The sequence below is a fragment of the Leminorella grimontii genome, assembly GCF_039789245.1.
Lineage (GTDB): Bacteria > Pseudomonadota > Gammaproteobacteria > Enterobacterales > Enterobacteriaceae > Leminorella > Leminorella grimontii.
The window spans coordinates 2277178-2293955 of the sequence record NZ_CP146357.1; the positions used below are offsets into that span (position 1 = coordinate 2277178).

Genomic DNA, 16778 nt, shown 5'->3' on the forward strand with positions numbered 1-16778 from the left:
CTATTCTGTCTTAAACGCCGAGATTAAGAAAGGCCGCGCCGCGAACGCCGCCGGAATCTCCCCAGCGCGCTTTCTCAATCGACGGCACGCGGGCCACGCTCAGCAAATGGGGACGAATGCGCTCCGGCAGCAGCAAATACATCTCGTCAAAATTGGACAGCCCGCCTCCCAACACGACCGCATGCGGATCGAGCACGGTAAACACGTTCGCCAAGCACACCGCCAACACGTCGATAAAGCGCGCTACGTGTTCCTGTGCGCGTGCGTCCTTAGCCCTGTAGCGTTCGATAATCGCCTGTGCCGTCAGCGGTTCCTGATAAAAGTGCTGATAAAGCCATTCAAATCCGCGCCCGGAAATATAGTTTTCTATACAGCCGTCGTGGCCACAGCCGCAGTGAACGCGGGGAATGTCTCTGCCCAACAGCTCTAATGCGTCAACGGGAAGGCGAAGGTGGCCAAACTCGCCGACGATATGGTTACGGCCGGAGAACGGCCTGCCGTTAATAATAAGCCCGCCGCCGACGCCGGTGCCAAGGATAATCCCCAGCACGCTCGGATAGTCGACCATCGCGTCATCCCAGGCTTCCGACAGCGCAAAGCAGTTTGCATCGTTCTCAACCTTGACCGGTCGCCCGATGCGTGTCGACAGATCCTTTGCCAGCGGCTTTCCCATCGCAGCCGGAACGTTGGCGGTAAACAGTGCGCCAGTCTCGCCATCCGGCATACCGGGAATGCCGATGCCAACGGAGCCGACAAGGCCCAGTTCGGAGTCGGCTTCCAGCGTCAGGCTCGTAAAGACATCCAGCAGCGCCTGGTAGTCATCGCGCGGGGTGGGAACGCGCTTTTGTATCAGCCGGTTACGCTGTGCGTCAAAAGCGCCAAACTCGATTTTCGTACCGCCCATGTCAAAACCGTAATACATGGTGTACCTCCTCGTCTTATCGTTTTACTGGCCGCTCAATACCCGCGCCGGATCGATGCGGCTGGCCCTGCGAGCCGGATACCAGCTGGCCAACAGGCTCAGCGCAATGGCGGTTGCCAGTACGATAATAATGTCCTGCGGATGAAGTTCTGACGGCAGGAAGTCAATAAAGTAAACGCCGCCGGAAAGAAACTGGTGCCCGACCAGCACTTCAACTTTCTTGATGATGGCGGTCAACTGAAGCGATACCAGCACGCCAAACGCCACGCCGCACAGGCTGCCCACCAGCCCCGCCAGCAGGCCGTACCAAATAAACACGGCGCGAATAAGGCGATCTTTCGCCCCCAGCGTACGCAGCACCGCAATGTCCGAACTCTTGTCTTTTACCGCCATAATCAGCGTTGAGACGATATTAAAGCAGGCGACGCCGATGACCAAAATCATCGCCAGATACATCACGCTGCGCACCAGCTGGATATCGCGGTACATATAGCCGTAAGAGGCAATCCAGCTGCGATAGTAGGCATACTTCCCGCTCGCTTCCGCAGCCGATTTCGCCACGACGTTGGCGGCAAACACGTTGTCGGCCTTAAAGGCAATCCCCGTGACGCTGTCACCCATATCCAAATACTGCTGCGCATCGCCGAGCGGCACCATGCCGTAGCTGTGATCCAGCATGCCGCTAAGCTGCAAAATGCCGGTAACGTGCAGGCGAATGCGCTTAGGCTGGCCTATTTTTAGCTCGTCGCCGCTGCCGTCATTGTTGGGGATCATCACCGTTACCCAGTCGCCCTGCTTCACGTTTAGCGAGTCGGCAATGCCCTTGCCTAAAATCAGCTGCTGCTCGCCGGCCTTAAAGGACTTCCAGGCGTCATTCAGCACGAACTGCGGCAAAGCGCTTAAGCGCTCTTCATCCTTCGGCTCGACGCCCCGGATCTGTATGGCCTTAAGCTGTGTGCCGCTCTCTACCAGCCCGGTAAACAGCACGTACGGCGCAACGGCGGCCACGCCGGGCGCGTGAGACATACGCTCTTGGGCCGCAGGCCAGTCGTTAAACGGCTGCTCCGGCTCAACTTCACCGTGAGGAACCACCGCCAGTACGCGGTTTTTCAGCTCGCGCTCAAAGCCGTTCATGGCGGACAGGCCGATAATCAGCACCGCGACGCCCAGCGCAATGCCTATCGTCGAAATAACGGAGATGAGCGACACCATGCCGCTTCGACGCCGTCCGCGAATAAACCGCAGGGCGATGGTTAGCGAAAGAGGCAGCGCCGACATTACTCAACCTCCAGCACGCTGGCCCGCTGGCTCAACACGCCGTCGCGCATCTCAAGCTGCCTGTCGAGGCGCCGCGCCAGTTCCAGATCGTGCGTCACCACCAGAAACGCCGTACCCTGTTGGCGGTTAAGGTTGCCCAGCAGCTCAAAAATGCTGTCGGCCGTGTTTCTGTCCAGGTTGCCCGTCGGTTCGTCCGCCAGCACCAGAGCCGGGTTATTCACCAGCGCGCGAGCGATCGCCACCCGCTGGCGTTCGCCGCCGGAAAGCTCAGACGGCCGGTGGGCTGCCCGCTTCTCCAATCCTACCGCCGCCAGCATGGCGCGCGCCTGTTCCAACGCCTGAGACGGCTTTTTGCTGCCGATTAAAAGGGGCATTGCGGCGTTCTCCAACGCGGTGAAGTCCGGCAGCAGGTGATGAAACTGATAAATAAAGCCCAACTGAGTATTGCGCAGCTCGGCCTTTTCGGAAGCGCTCATACGGCTGAGCGAGCGGCCGTTGAAAATCACGTCGCCGTAGGTTGGCGCATCCAACCCGCCCAGCAGGTGCAGCAGCGTACTCTTACCGGAACCCGAGCTGCCGACAATCGCCATCAGCTCGCCCGGACGCATGGAAAAGTTGACGCTTTTAAGCACGTCCGTCTTAAGCTTGCCTTCCTGATAGGTTTTGCAAAGGTCTACACATTGCAACAATAAAGAATCACTCATAGCGTAACGCCTCTGCTGGTTGAACGGCGGCGGCCCGCCATGATGGGTAAAGAGTGGAAAGCAGCGCCAGCCCCATAGAGAACAGCGCGATAGTAATAACTTGAGAGTAGTCAATAAGCACCGGCAGCTTCGCGCCGCCGAGCGACATGCCGAAGAACGACATTATGGCGTTAAGCTTATTGGAAAGAAGCAGGCCCAGGCCGGTTCCCAGCAGCGAGCCGATGATGCCGCTGGTAGCGCCCTGCACCATAAAAATACTCATTATTTGGCGACGCTTAAGCCCCTGGGTTTGTAGAATCGCCACTTCGCCCTCTTTCTCCATCACCATCAGGCTGAGCGAAGTAATAATGTTGAACGCCGCGACGGCGATAATCAGCCCGATGAGCAGGCCCATCATGTTTTTTTCCATCCGTACGGCCTGGAACAATTCGCCTTTGCGCTCCCGCCAGTCCTTCATCACCAGCCCTTCGGGAAGCGGCTGCTGGCTTACGCGGTCAATATCGAGCGGGCGCGTCAGGTACAGGCGCCATCCGCTGACGTTGCCGGTCGGATAGCGCATCAGGCGCGAAGCGTCCTGCTGGTTCACCAGCAGTTGGGTGCCGTCAACTTCGCTGCCGGCGGCGAAGGTGCCGATCACGGTAAACAGGCGCTGGCTGGGAATGCGGCCCATTGGCGTAAACTGGCTGGCGCCGGTGACCATCAGGCGCACCCGATCGCCCAGACGTACGCCAAGCTTTTCCGCCAGCTTCTCGCCCAGAATCACTCTGTAGCTGCCGGGCTCCAGCGCGGATACGCTGGTGCTGTAAACGTCGCCCGCCAGCGGGTCGTTATCCTCTTTGGTTATGCCGAGCATGACGCCGACGGCGATGCCTTTAGCGCTCTGCATCACAACGTCGCCGGTGGTCAGCGGCTCAACGCGCGTTACGCCGGTCAGCGTTTTCAGATTGGCCGCGGGAACGGTTTGGGGATTCAGGCTGCCCTGAGGCGTCGTCACCAGCGCCTGCGGCATCAGGCCGAGAATGCTTTTCTCAAGCTCCTGTTCGAGGCCGTTCATGACCGACAGCACGGTCACCAGCGCCATAACCCCAAGCGTAATGCCTATGGTGGAAAGCCAGGAAACGAACTGGCTGAATCGGTCTGACGCTCGCCCACGCATGTAGCGCAGACCTATAAATAACGCAACGGGTTGATACATTAAGGTATGTGACTCAGTTTATCGACGCTTGCGCAAAGCTTGGCAAGCGGCGCGACCAGTTAGAGACATCGGCCTTTCGTCCGGCTATTCGATGTCGTTTTTGCATTCGGTATCCGACGGCGACGGTAAGTTTATCATCGTTATGCCGCTGGAAAAATCCCCGTTTTCTATACCTTAGGCGCGGTAGGCTGATAATCCCGCCGATGGCAGGCCGCTATTTTTTCAGACAAGCCTTTAGGGTTGGATTACTATATGTACCAAATCCTCGCCTGACCGTTTTGAAATGACGTTTGAAACAAAGAATGGGGCGAAGAAAACGTAAGACCCGACAGAATGGGATAGCGGCAAATCGCCGCGCCCAGCGGACGCTATTTGTCCGCCCAATCTGCCAGTTTGATAAAGAGACTTGATGACAGTATGCCTTCTCAACACCGCTTTACTCTGCCCGTGCGCGCCACAGACGTCAGGCAAATCGGCCATTTATACGGCTCCTCTTCCGCGCTCGTTTGCGCCGAAATTATCGACCGCCATCCAGGCCCGGTACTGCTCGTTGCCGCCGACATGCAGCTGGCGCTGCGCATAAACGATGAGCTCAAGCAGTTTACCCAAAAGCCGGTCACTGCGCTGCCGGACTGGGAAACGCTGCCCTACGACAGCTTCTCTCCCCATCAGGAGATTGTCTCATCGCGGCTGCTAAGCCTCTATCAACTGCCGCAGATGCAAAACGGCGCCACTATTCTGCCGGTCAACACTCTGATGCAGAAGGTGTGCCCCCATTCTTTCCTGATGGGCCACGCGCTGGTGACAAAGAAAGGCGATCGCTTATCCAGAGACGGCCTGCGCGCTCAGTTAGAACAGGCGGGCTATCGCGCCGTCGACCAGGTGTTGGAACACGGCGAATTCGCCACTCGCGGCGCGCTGCTCGACCTGTTTCCGATGGGGAGCGACGTTCCCTACCGGCTGGACTTCTTTGACGACGAAATTGACAGCATCCGACTGTTTGACGTCGATACCCAGCGCACGCTTACGGAAGTCGACGCCATCAACCTGCTGCCCGCGCACGAATTCCCAACGGACAAGGCAGCCATCGAGCTTTTCAGAAGCCAGTGGCGAGAGACCTTTGAGGTAAGGCGCGATCCGGAGCACGTTTATCAGCAGGTCAGCAAAGGCGTTTGGCCGTCCGGTATCGAGTACTGGCAGCCGCTGTTCTTCAGCCAACCGCTGCCAACCCTGTTCAGCTACCTGCCCGCCAATACGCTATTGGTGACGCTGGGTGATATCGAAAGCGCCGCCGAGCGCTTCTGGCAGGACGCAAACCAGCGCTTTGAAAGCCGCCGCATTGACCCAATGCGCCCGCTTCTACCGCCGGACGCCCTCTGGCTGCCGACCGACAGGCTGTTTGGCGAGCTGAAGGCCTGGCCCCAAATGCGGTTAAAAAGTGACGACGTCACAGAGAAGGCCGGCAGCATCAATCTGGACTATCGCCCCCTGCCGGACCTCTCCGTTCAGCATCAGAGCAAGTCTCCGTTAGACAACCTGCGACGCTTTACCGAAAGCTTTGACGGCAGCATCGTCTTCTCCGTCGAAAGCGAAGGCCGACGCGAAACGCTTACGGAGCTGCTGGCCCGCATCAAGCTCAAGCCTCGCTCGATAGACGCGCTGCAGCAGGCCGATAAGCCGGGCCACTACCTGATGATAGGCGCCTGTGAGCACGGATTTTTAGACGTCGAAGGCAGGCTTGCCGTTATCTGCGAAAGCGACCTGCTCGGCGAACGGGTAACTCCTCGCCGCCAGGACAGCCGCCGCGCGATCAATACCGACACCCTTATCCGCAACCTGGCGGAACTGCGCCCAGGCCAGCCCGTCGTTCACCTTGAGCACGGCGTCGGCCGCTATGCGGGGCTGACAACGCTCGAAGCCGGCGGCATCAAGGCGGAATACCTGATTCTAACCTACGCAGGGGAAGACAAGCTGTACGTCCCCGTCTCTTCGCTGCACTTAATCAGCCGCTATTCCGGCGGCGCAGAGGAAAACGCACCGCTGCACAAGCTGGGGGGCGACGCCTGGAGCCGGGCGCGCCAAAAGGCGGCGGAGAAGGTGCGCGACGTCGCGGCGGAGCTGTTGGACATTTACGCACAGCGCGAGGCCAAGCCCGGCTTCGCCTTCAAGCAGGACAAAGAGCAGTACCAGCTGTTTTGCGAATCCTTCCCCTATTCCCCTACGCCGGATCAGCAAAACGCCATCGGCGCAGTGCTGGGGGATATGTGCGCCAAGTCCGCCATGGACAGACTGGTCTGCGGCGACGTCGGCTTTGGCAAGACCGAAGTCGCGATGCGGGCCGCGTTTCTGGCCGCCATAAACAACAAACAGGTCGCGCTGCTTGTGCCAACCACCCTGCTCGCCCAGCAGCACTATGACAACTTCCGCGACCGCTTCGCCAACTGGCCGGTACGCATCGAAGTCATGTCGCGCTTTCGCAGCGCCAAAGAGCAGCAGGCCATTTTGCAGGACGCCAGCGAAGGCAAGGTCGATATTCTTATCGGTACCCATAAGCTTTTACAAAGCGACATCCGCTGGAAGGATCTCGGGCTTTTAATCGTCGATGAAGAGCACCGCTTCGGCGTTCGCCAAAAGGAGCGCATCAAAGCCATGCGCGCCGACGTAGGCATCCTGACGCTGACCGCGACCCCTATTCCGCGTACGCTGAACATGGCCATGAGCGGCATGCGCGATCTGTCGATTATCGCTACGCCACCGGCCCGCCGGCTGGCGGTGAAAACCTTCGTTCGCGAGTACGACGACCTGATTATTCGCGAAGCCATTCTGCGCGAAGTGCTGCGCGGCGGGCAGGTCTATTACCTTTATAACGACGTCGCGACCATTAACAAAGCGGCGGAACGCCTGTCGCAGCTGGTTCCCGAAGCGCGTGTCGCCATCGGCCACGGCCAGATGCACGAACGCGACCTTGAGCGCGTGATGTCCGACTTCCACCACCAGCGCTTTAACGTGCTGGTCTGCACCACGATTATTGAAACCGGCATCGACATTCCCAACGCCAACACCATCATCATGGAGCGTGCCGATCGCTTCGGCCTCGCGCAGCTGCACCAGCTGCGCGGCCGCGTAGGTCGTTCGCATCACCAGGCCTACGCCTACCTGCTAACGCCTCATCCAAAAGCCATGACGCCGGATGCCGTGAAGCGCCTGGAGGCCGTTGCTTCGCTGGAAGATCTCGGCGCCGGATTTGCGCTGGCAACCCACGATTTGGAAATCCGCGGCGCGGGCGAGCTGCTGGGCGAAGATCAGAGCGGTCAAATCGCTTCCATCGGCTTCTCGCTCTATATGGAACTTTTAGAAAGCGCCGTCGATGCGCTGAAGGCGGGTCGAGAGCCGTCGCTGGAGGACTTGACCGCCAGCCAGACCGACCTCGAGCTGCGCGTTCCCGCGCTGCTGCCGGATGACTATATGCCGGACGTAAACACTCGTCTGTCATTCTATAAGCGCATCGCCAGCGCTGCGTCCGACGAAGAGCTGGACGAGCTGAAGGTGGAGCTTATCGACCGCTTTGGCCTGCTCCCGGATGCGGCCCGCAACCTGCTGCAAACGGCGGCCATGCGGTTACGGGCGAAACGTCTGGGAATTCGGCGCATCGAAGGGCATGAAAAAGGCGGGTTCGTCGAATTCAGCGACAGCAACCACGTCGATCCGACCTTCCTTATCGGCCTGCTGCAAAAACAGCCGCAGCGCTATAAGCTCGACGGCCCCAGCAAGCTCAGGTTTAATCTCGACCTGAGCGATCGCCCCAAGCGCCTGACCTTTGTCAGCGAGCTGTTGGAGCAGTTTGAACAGCACCGCATCGGCTAACTCCACCGCCTGCCGGTTTTCCCGGCGGGCGTGCTTCCGACCTCGCTACCATTTTTTTCTTTAGGAAAAAACCGATTATCCTCATCAGAGTCCCCCCTACCTGAAAGGCATTTTTTATAAAAAATTTTTATAAACGCAGCATATTGTTTGTGACGTCCGGCACTTTTTTATCCTTGAGCATTAAGTATACCTGTAGCCTCTACTCGAAAAGAGGCTAATCAAAAATGAAAAAGAAGCTCCCCTTGCTCCTACTGGCGGCGCTGTGCAGCTTTGGCGTTAATGCAGAAACAAAAGTTCTGACGCCGGAAAAAGGCGGTACGCCGAATAAAGTCTTCACCGCGGCTCAGGCACCGACAATGACGGTTGCCACTTACAATATGGCCGCCGGGCGGGTTTCAAACCTTACCCAGGTGGCGCAGGCGATAAAAAGCCTGAACGTCGATCTTCTTGCGCTCAATGAAGTCGACGTCAACACGCAGCGCAGTGGGAAAGTCGATCAGCTCGGCGAACTGGCGAAAATGACCGGTATGCACGGCGCCTTTGGCCGGGCGATTGATTTTGAAGGCGGACAGTACGGCGTCGCCATTTTGTCTCGCTATCCTATCGAAAAGCAGCAGGTCTTCCCTCTGCCTTCCGGCGATACCGAGCAGCGCGTTTTGCTGATCGTTCAGGTTAAAAAACCGGGGCTGGACGAGCCTGTGCTGTTTATGACTACGCACCTGGACTGGCAGGCGGATCCAACGCTGCGCCAGCAGCAGATCCGAGAAATTCAAAACATCGTCAGCGGCAGTACGGACTCTTCCTTCTCTGAAATCGCTTCCCGCATCAAAATCCTGGCCGGAGACTTTAACGACGTTAGCGGCAGCGCCGTTATCAACGAGCTGCAGAATCAGTGGACGCCCGTTCTGCAAAAAGATAAAGACATGCGATCTTGGCCGGCGGCCAACCCGGCGTTTGACTTAGACCACATCTTCACCTTCCGCGGGCAGCGGTGGTCCGTCGAATCGCTGGTCGTTCCGAATCAGAAAGCGCAGTGGCAAGGCGTTGACTGGCCGGCAACCAGCGATCACGTGCCGGTGGTCGCAAAGCTGAAGCTAATGGAACAATAAGAAGGTACGTTGGGCGGCCCAAACGGCCGCCCGGAAAGCGCTGTCTAGTGCAGCTTGAGCCTGGGTCGAATAATGCGGTTAATGCTGCCCACCAGCATAATCAGTCCGGTTTTCACATAGCCAAACAGCGCGACCTGATGCATACGGTACAGCGAAATGTAGGCAAGCCTCGCCAGCCGCCCTTCAATCATCATTGAGCCACCCGTCAGGTTGCCCATCAGGCTGCCGACGGTGCTGTATTTAGACAAAGATACCAGCGAACCGCGGTCGGTATAGCGGTAATTCTTCAACGCCTGCCCATTCAGCACGGCCAGCACGTTCTGGTAGCAAAGCGTCGCCATTTGGTGTGCGGCCTGCGCCCTCGGCGGCACGGGGACGCCGCTTTCCTGCATAAGGCTTGCGCAGTCGCCGATAGCGAAAATGGACGGATCTCGCGTCGTTTGTAAGGTAGGCTCAACCACCAGTTGGTTAATACGGTTGGTTTCCAAACCGCCCAGCTCTTTCATAAAGTCCGGCGCCTTGATGCCCGCCGCCCATACCATCAAATCCGCCTGAATGAATTCGCCGCCCTTCGTGTGCAGCCCATTTGCGTCCGCGCTGGTGACCATGGTTTGCGTCATCACGTTGACGCCGAGATTAATCAGTTCCTGATGCGCCGCTGAAGAGATGCGAACCGGCAGTGCGGGCAAAATGCGCTCGCCGGCCTCAACCAGCGTGACGTTTAGCGCGCTGTTGTCTAACCCCTTATAGCCGTAGCTGTGTAGCTGCTTCACCGCGTTATGTAGCTCCGCCGACAGCTCCACGCCGGTAGCTCCGCCGCCGACGATGGCGATGTTCACCCGCTCCCGCTCGCCCGAATGCGCGGAGAACTTCAAAAACAGATCCAGCATGCGGTTGTGAAACAGCTGCGCCTGTTTAGGGTTATCGAGATAAATGCAGTTTTCTTTCACGCCCGGCGTGCCAAAGTCGTTGGACACGCTGCCCAGCGCCATCACCAGAATGTCGTAGGGGATCTCGCGTTCGGGCACCAGTTCTTCGCCCTGCTCCGTGTTGATTCGCGCCAGGCGTATCCGCTTGGCCTCGCGTTCAATGCCGATAAGCGTTCCCAGCTGGAAGTGAAACGCGTTATTTCTGGCGTGGGCCAAATAGCTCAGGGCGTCAACGCCGTCGTCCAGCGCGCCGGTCGCCACTTCGTGCAGCAGCGGCTTCCACAGGTGGCTTTGGTTTCTGTCCACCAGCGTGATTTCCGCTTTGCCTTTACGCCCCAGTTTCTTACCCAGACGCGTCGCCAGCTCCAGCCCTCCGGCGCCGCCCCCGACAATCACTATTTTTTTCTTTTCGCTTTGCACGTTGATTTCCACCTCAATAAGCCATCAATTTCGGTTGGTCATGGCGCAATGCGCCGGTATAAATACGCCTGGCACGTGACCGCCATCACACTAATGGCGGCAGATTATCATATTTGACAATTTGGTTACATTAAAAATGATTTGAATCAATTTTGATAAAATAAACACGCATTGAAATAAATTATAGACGCCGGAATTCGTCGTTACCAGAAAGACAAAGCCCCGCCAGGCTTAGCCCGGCGGGGCTTTGTCGTCTTCACATGAAGTATCAGCGAAGCTTAAACGCTTTAATTTTCTGCAGATGGGGGGATATCTCTTTAAACTTGTGGCCCTGCTTTTCATCCCACAGGATAGGATAGTAGGGAGAAAGCTGCTGGGCGCTGCGCTGGCTGTCCAGCGCTTCATCAAGACGCGAAAGGATCACCAAGCAGTTGTCGCGATTCTTAACGCGAAAATCTTCGACGCACTTGGTGATAATGTCCAGATACTCCTCCGGGCGGTCGATTTTCCCCGGCATGTTTTCATGCGGAAACAGGTTTGGATTGAATATCGTTTGGCGAATACCGCAAAGAAACCCAATCCTCTCAGCCCAAAAGCCGCCAAGGCCTACGCCGCAAATCAGCGGGTTCGGATCGTCAGACTGCTGTATCGCTTTATCGGTCTCTTTGAGCAAGTGTTGCATATCGTGGCGCGGATGCAGCGTGCTGTAGCTGATAAAGCGCACGTCGGGATCGATAAACTGCAGCTGTAAGATCTTTTCATGATTTCCCGGGCTGGTTGAATCAAAGCCGTGCAAATAAATAATCATCTAAGCCTCACTCTGCTGTTTTTGTACCTGATTGCTATCTTGCCCAAAAAGCCGGTTTTTATTCAACCCTTTTATCTTGCCAGCTGCTGTTTGTGCAGATCCCAGCGTTCGCTAAGCTCGGTCAGGCTTTTACTAATGCGCCTGTAGCGTTCGCTTGCCAAAAGCTCTTTGCGCGATATTCTCGCACCGTGCAGCAGGCGAGTTACGCGCTCCGGGTGCATTCCCTGCGGAAGCCCGTCCAGCACCTCAACGGCGCCGTCGCGGTTGTTGCATACCAGAATCATGTCGCATCCTGCGTCCAGCGCCGCCTGGCCACGCTCGGCGTAGCCGCCCATAATGGCAGCGCCTTCCATTGAAAGATCGTCAGAGAAAATGGCGCCGCCAAAGCCTAGCTGCGAGCGCAAAATTGTTTTCAGCCAATGGGAAGAACAGCTGGCGGGACGGTCGTCAACGTCGGGATAAATCACGTGCGCCGGCATAACGGCGTCCAGCAGGCCAGCGCTGAACAGGCGACGAAATACGGCCATGTCGTTCTCATACAGCGTCTGATAAGGACGTGGGTCCACCGGCGTCTCTTTATGAGAATCGGCAGAGACCGCGCCGTGCCCTGGAAAATGTTTCCCCGTCGCCCGCATGCCCGCCTCGTTCATTCCCTGAATAAACTGGGACGCCATAACGGCAACCACCTGCGGATCGCTGTGAAAGGAACGTTCGCCAATGGCTGCGCTCACGTGGCCGACGTCCAGCACCGGCGCAAAGCTGACGTCGATATCCAGACTTACCAGCTCGGCAGCCATCAACCACCCCGCCTCTTTTGCGGCGACTTCGGCCTCATCGTTGTCCAGCAGCGCAGCGAACGACTGGGCGGCAGGCAGGCGCGTGAACCCTTCGCGAAAACGCTGTACGCGACCACCTTCCTGATCGACGGCCAGCAGAAGGCGGCTTTTCGACACAGCTCTTATTTGGCGAACCAGCTCGGCCAGTTGAGCCGGATCGTGAAAGTTGCGGGCAAAAAAGATAACGCCCCCCACCGACGGGTGCTGCAGAATTTCACGCTCTTGCGCATCCAGTTCATAACCGACGACGTCCAACATTACCGGGCCCACGTTTACCTCTCTTATCTGCGATCGTATTGATTAGCGCGCTGTACAAACCGTACGTAGAAAACGCCGTTCATTCTAATTGGGGTATGAAAATAACGAAATAGCGCTTTTGGCAAATCTGTGCGAAACAAACGTCCGTTAAGAAAAAGGCCCGATGAAGTTCGGGCCTCCGTCGTTTGTTTTAGTACGGCTAACGCTGCGCGTTACCCTGACCGGACCAGATAATTTCGCCGGTTGAGGTTTGCATCAGTTGAATAGTGATTTCCGGCGCGCTAGGGCTACCGCTCGCCGAGGCGTAAACGATGTACTTTGCGCCCAGATAGCGAGCCAGGCTCATCGCCTTACTGCGAGAAATCAGGCTATCGTCGCCCTGAATGCCCAACGCCTGGCGAGCGGCCTGCAGCTTGTCGTCCGGCACTAAATCAAACCGCGCGGTGGACTGCAGGGAGTCTTTCAGCGCGTCGGTCGCTACGGACGCCGCCAGCCGCCCGCTGGTGTTGTTTTTCATCTGCTCGAGCAGCAAAATCCCCTTCTCGCTTTCTATCCCCGGGGTGCTGACCATTTTAGCCACCAGCGGCTCTACGCTCGCAGCCCAGTTAATCGCGGTCTCCGGCGGCGGCAGCGTCGGCGGAGTTGGCGGCGGCTCGTAAGGCGGCGGCGCGGGCGGAACGACCACTACCGGCGCTTTATTTTGCGGCTGGTTAACCTGGCAGCCCGCCAGCGCCAGCATCGCTGCGCCCAGAAAAAACCAATGCGTCTTTTTCATACCCGCTCCTTTAGCGCGCCAGCATCGGCCCCAGCGCCTGACCGCCGACCAGATGCATATGAAGATGATAAACCTCCTGGCCGCCGTGACGATTACAGTTAACGATAAGGCGATAGCCGTCTTCTGAAATGCCTTCCTGCTCGGCAATCTTGGCGGCGACAACCAGCATGCGGCCAAGCGCCACCTCGTGTTCTGTTTTGACGTCGTTAACCGTCGGGATCAGCACGTTGGGAATAATGAGAATATGGGTAGGCGCTTGGGGAGAGATATCGCGAAACGCGGTGACCAGTTCGTCCTGATACACGATGTCGGCCGGAATTTCCCGGCGAATGATTTTACTGAAAATCGTCTCTTCAGCCATGTGGTATGCCTCTTAAATGATTGTACTGACAAAAAAGCGTATGCCCCAGTATGAGTAGATAATGCGACGCTTTCAAGCGGTAAGTCCCTTTATAACCTTACGTTTATAGCCTTACGTTACTGAGTAAACGCGCCTATGCCGGGCCTATGCCAGACCGAAAAAGTCGATAAACAGCGTCAGGCCGGCAATGGCGGCGATGGCTATCAAAAAATAGCGCACGTGAAAACGGGTCCCTCTGGCGGCTAAAACCAGACAACCGATGATGATTGCAATGCGAAAAAGGTCTTCAGAGTCCATGCCATTTCCTATTCACGCAGTTCGAAAGAAAATTATAAATTGGTGGCATTATAAAACGCATCGAAGCAATAGTAAGCCCTATCACCATTCCGATGCCTATTTTTATCATTTTGACGAACGACAGACATAACCACAGAGTTAATTCACCCAGCTATCAAAGAAAAAATAAGAGGGTGCAAAGCACCCCCCTTATCACGCTATGGATATTACTATCCGCTTTATCCCCTTCATTCTTCAAGCTGCATAAACATTGGTTGCGACTTGAATTATTTATGGTATCGGTTAAAAACGGCCCTGCACGCCAGCGTGAACGGCGTATCCATTCAGATCGCCTTCAAAACTCTGCATGTATTTCGCATCCAGATAGAAGGAGGTGTTTTTCGCCGCGTTGGCGGTAATGCCTACGCCCGTTTGCCACCAGACGCGATCGACATCAGGGCGTAGCTTAGCGCTGCCTACCTGTACCTCTGGCGTGTCATCAAGATTGCCAACAACGTCAGCCGTCAGATAAGGCTTAAACACTTCATTTTCTTTGTCGAGGGCCGCATCACGGAAGAAACGAACACCGGCGCGCGCAAGACCGCCGCTATAACTATCGCCGCGAACGTCTGAAATCTCATCATTGAAATCATCTGCATTGAGGAATTGGTAAACGATCTGCCCTTGCGGTTCAATCTTCCAGTTTTCCGTCACGCCGAAAGGCTTACCCCCCTCAAGAGAAAGAATCAAACCGTAGCTCTTCTGGTCGGCATCATAGCGGCTGCTATAGTGGTTATCGTAATAGGTAAACTGTGTAACGGCATCAATATATCCGCCATCGTTCGCATAGCGAGTATAATAGCCGCCAATGCTGTAAGCGTTAGTCGTCACGCTACCAGTATCGGCACTTTGACCAGAATAATGGCGTCCTTTATCCCTGGCATCGGTCTGCTGACGACCTAACGTTACGGTTACACCGGCTGTCACGCTTGTGTCTTCTTCTGTGACGCTTTGATATAAATCGCGGCCAAATTGGGCAAACATGGTGTCAAAGTCATAGTTAAAGCGACCGGCTTTAGATTCGGAGTGATTGCCGCCAAAACGTCCCCAAGTCTTATTATCATACCCTCTAGCGAATTGCTGGGTATCACCCATTCTTTCATGTAGCGTGCCAACAGTCTGGTAACCGTACATCATGTTAGCGTACGGAGTGATGATATAGCCGGGCACTTCTTGACGATATTGAACGGGGCCGTCCACTGCGCTTGGCGTACCGTTATCGCTCTTGCCGCCGTTATACGTGCTGCGAAGATACCAGTCGTTCTCGTCGCTAGTGTTACCTTCTTGGGTGCCTTCATGCAGATAGTAATCATAGGCATCCATGCTGATGTAGCTTATATCGCCGCCGGATTGATTAACCAGTTTGAATGAGGCGGTGCTTGTTCCATCAATCTGCACCACGTTAATGCCGTTGCTGGTTGTCTGGCCCCCCTTGCTGCCGGATGCCGCAACCACATAAAGACCATGTTGCCCTTCCGCATCCCCCGTAACGACAATCCGGTCGGTCTGTGCGCTACCGTCTGAATTGAATTTAGTGTTGATTTGGAACGTACCGTTTCCAGAAAGCGCTCCGGTCGTCAGCGTCTTGTCATTGCCTGAGGCAAAATTAACTCGGCTACCGGATTGGAGGTTTAATGAGCTGACGGTGGAACTGCCAGTCATTTCCCAAATACTGTCATTAAGCGAAAGGTTAAGCGTACCTTCATTTGAAGCTTTACCTGTCAGGTTAGAGCCAGCCATATTCAGCGTAAATGTAGAACCGCCCGCAGCACTCAAATCCCCCGTCACCGAAGACTCACTCTCCGCTGACACTAAAAGCGTTGCTCCAGAGCCGGTAATTATGTCTCCATTACTACTTACCTTGGCCAAATTTACGTTCCATTCACCGCTATCAGCATTAATTACGTTAGCAGCAACGTTGTTAGAGTTCAACGTACCATTGGAAAGTGTCAACGTACCTTCAGTTAAGACGCCACTCTCCAATTTGATCAGATCTGTTGCACTCTTTGTTGTAAGTGAACTTACCTGAGCATTATTACCAACAGCTACTGTCGCACCATTTTTTAATAAAAGAGCCGAGGATTGCGCTGTAATATCCACTTTACCACTTAATGAGACCGTACTATTATCTTCAGCAACTAAACCATTACCACCTGAATTAATAGTAGTGTCTTTTTCTATAGCAATTGAACTGCCATTACCTTGGCTATAAATACCATCTCCGGAGCCTGTCGTCGTTATTCCAAGTGAAGTATAGCCTTCAGCATTATCTCGCTTAATTGTGACCATTCCGCCATTTGAAGCATGTACCCCACTACCATCTTGGACCTGAATCAAATCAATATGTCCTCCCGTTGGTCGCGCTCTATCAGCAGTGGTCAACTCCTGAACTATGGAGTTCGAGCCATCGGCAAGGATACCATCCATATCCACTTTAAGCGGATCGCCATCGGGAATATTGACACAGGTGTAACTAAAACTGCCGTTGACTGTATAACGGTCTCCTCCCTCCGCAATGACACTCATATTAGAGCAGTCTGCAATAGCGTTACTGCTATGGCTAATCGCCACAATTACGACAGAAGACAACAATATTTTTGATATAGACACAGCCAACACTTTTCTTTTCAAATTCTCATTAAGCATTCTGGTTCTTCCTATGATGAACAGAGATTATTTAAATCCCTAAAGAAAAACTTATTAAGTAACAATAGAAAACCGACCTAATACAATAAGTATTTTCCTATAATAATCCCGCTGTGGTCCTGTAGAAATGACAAACAGAGCGGATAAAACATTCGAACTATAGCCCTCAACATCCAAAAATAAAGAAAAATATCTATTACCTGTATCTTAGTACAAGTATCTATTGAAATTTTAAAAACAGGATGAACTAAATAATTCAATTTCGTTGTTTGTAATGCAAGCAATTAAAAATAAAACTGTAGTATATAAAAATTAAATTGAGACTCATTGAAATCAT

General features: G+C 55.0%; 13 protein-coding genes. 2 read left to right on the forward strand and 11 right to left on the reverse strand.

The features are described from left to right. Nucleotides 1-10 precede the first annotated feature (10 nt). From nagK to lolC, 4 genes are read right to left on the reverse strand one after another with little or no spacing between them, the layout of a single operon-like run. Entirely contained in the window at nucleotides 11-922 is a 912-nt protein-coding gene (gene nagK, locus V8L73_RS10700) for an N-acetylglucosamine kinase (RefSeq protein ID WP_347252969.1), read from the reverse strand. Nucleotides 923-946: 24 nt separating this feature from the next. After that, nucleotides 947-2200: a lipoprotein-releasing ABC transporter permease subunit LolE gene (gene lolE, locus V8L73_RS10705; RefSeq protein ID WP_027273037.1), complete on the reverse strand. Its 1254-nt coding sequence runs from the start codon at nucleotides 2198-2200 to the stop codon at nucleotides 947-949. After that, entirely contained in the window at nucleotides 2200-2904 is a 705-nt protein-coding gene (lolD, locus tag V8L73_RS10710; RefSeq protein ID WP_027273036.1) for a lipoprotein-releasing ABC transporter ATP-binding protein LolD, read from the reverse strand. The genes lolE and lolD overlap by 1 nt, the downstream gene beginning before the upstream one ends. Continuing rightward, nucleotides 2897-4099, reverse strand: coding sequence for a lipoprotein-releasing ABC transporter permease subunit LolC (lolC, locus tag V8L73_RS10715; protein ID WP_261830860.1), 1203 nt, complete (start codon nucleotides 4097-4099; stop codon nucleotides 2897-2899). Before lolC ends, lolD begins: the two co-directional genes overlap by 8 nt. Nucleotides 4100-4516: 417 nt before the next feature. Between lolC and mfd the strand changes: the two genes are divergently transcribed. After that, entirely contained in the window at nucleotides 4517-7963 is a 3447-nt protein-coding gene (gene mfd, locus V8L73_RS10720; RefSeq protein WP_347252970.1) for a transcription-repair coupling factor, read from the forward strand. Nucleotides 7964-8187: 224 nt separating this feature from the next. Then, nucleotides 8188-9072, forward strand: a complete 885-nt coding sequence (locus V8L73_RS10725; protein ID WP_347252971.1) for an endonuclease/exonuclease/phosphatase family protein — start codon at nucleotides 8188-8190, stop codon at nucleotides 9070-9072. 44 nt (nucleotides 9073-9116) lie between these two features. On the opposite strand, the gene V8L73_RS10730 is transcribed toward V8L73_RS10725, so the two are convergent. The 7 genes from V8L73_RS10730 to V8L73_RS10760 all read right to left on the reverse strand — a co-directional run bounded on the left by V8L73_RS10730 (nucleotide 9117) and on the right by V8L73_RS10760 (nucleotide 16441). Further along, entirely contained in the window at nucleotides 9117-10421 is a 1305-nt protein-coding gene (locus tag V8L73_RS10730) for an NAD(P)/FAD-dependent oxidoreductase (protein ID WP_347252972.1), read from the reverse strand. Between the two features lie 268 nt (nucleotides 10422-10689). Beyond that, on the reverse strand, nucleotides 10690-11229 hold the full coding sequence (gene ycfP, locus V8L73_RS10735) for an alpha/beta hydrolase YcfP (RefSeq protein ID WP_027273031.1): 540 nt from the start codon (nucleotides 11227-11229) through the stop codon (nucleotides 10690-10692). Between the two features lie 71 nt (nucleotides 11230-11300). Then, nucleotides 11301-12335 carry a beta-N-acetylhexosaminidase gene (gene nagZ / locus V8L73_RS10740; protein WP_261830856.1) on the reverse strand — a complete coding sequence of 345 codons (1035 nt, stop codon included), beginning with the start codon at nucleotides 12333-12335 and terminating at the stop codon, nucleotides 11301-11303. A gap of 187 nt (nucleotides 12336-12522) precedes the next feature. Then, the gene (gene lpoB / locus V8L73_RS10745; RefSeq protein ID WP_027273029.1) at nucleotides 12523-13098 is read right to left on the reverse strand and encodes a penicillin-binding protein activator LpoB; all 576 of its coding nucleotides are present in this window, start codon (nucleotides 13096-13098) and stop codon (nucleotides 12523-12525) included. Between the two features lie 10 nt (nucleotides 13099-13108). Then, the gene (hinT, locus tag V8L73_RS10750; RefSeq protein ID WP_027273028.1) at nucleotides 13109-13459 is read right to left on the reverse strand and encodes a purine nucleoside phosphoramidase; all 351 of its coding nucleotides are present in this window, start codon (nucleotides 13457-13459) and stop codon (nucleotides 13109-13111) included. A 144-nt stretch (nucleotides 13460-13603) separates the two neighbouring features. Continuing rightward, nucleotides 13604-13756, reverse strand: coding sequence for a hypothetical protein (locus tag V8L73_RS10755; protein WP_154656325.1), 153 nt, complete (start codon nucleotides 13754-13756; stop codon nucleotides 13604-13606). Nucleotides 13757-14038: 282 nt separating this feature from the next. Beyond that, nucleotides 14039-16441 carry an autotransporter outer membrane beta-barrel domain-containing protein gene (locus tag V8L73_RS10760; protein ID WP_347252973.1) on the reverse strand — a complete coding sequence of 801 codons (2403 nt, stop codon included), beginning with the start codon at nucleotides 16439-16441 and terminating at the stop codon, nucleotides 14039-14041. Nucleotides 16442-16778: the final 337 nt, after the last annotated feature.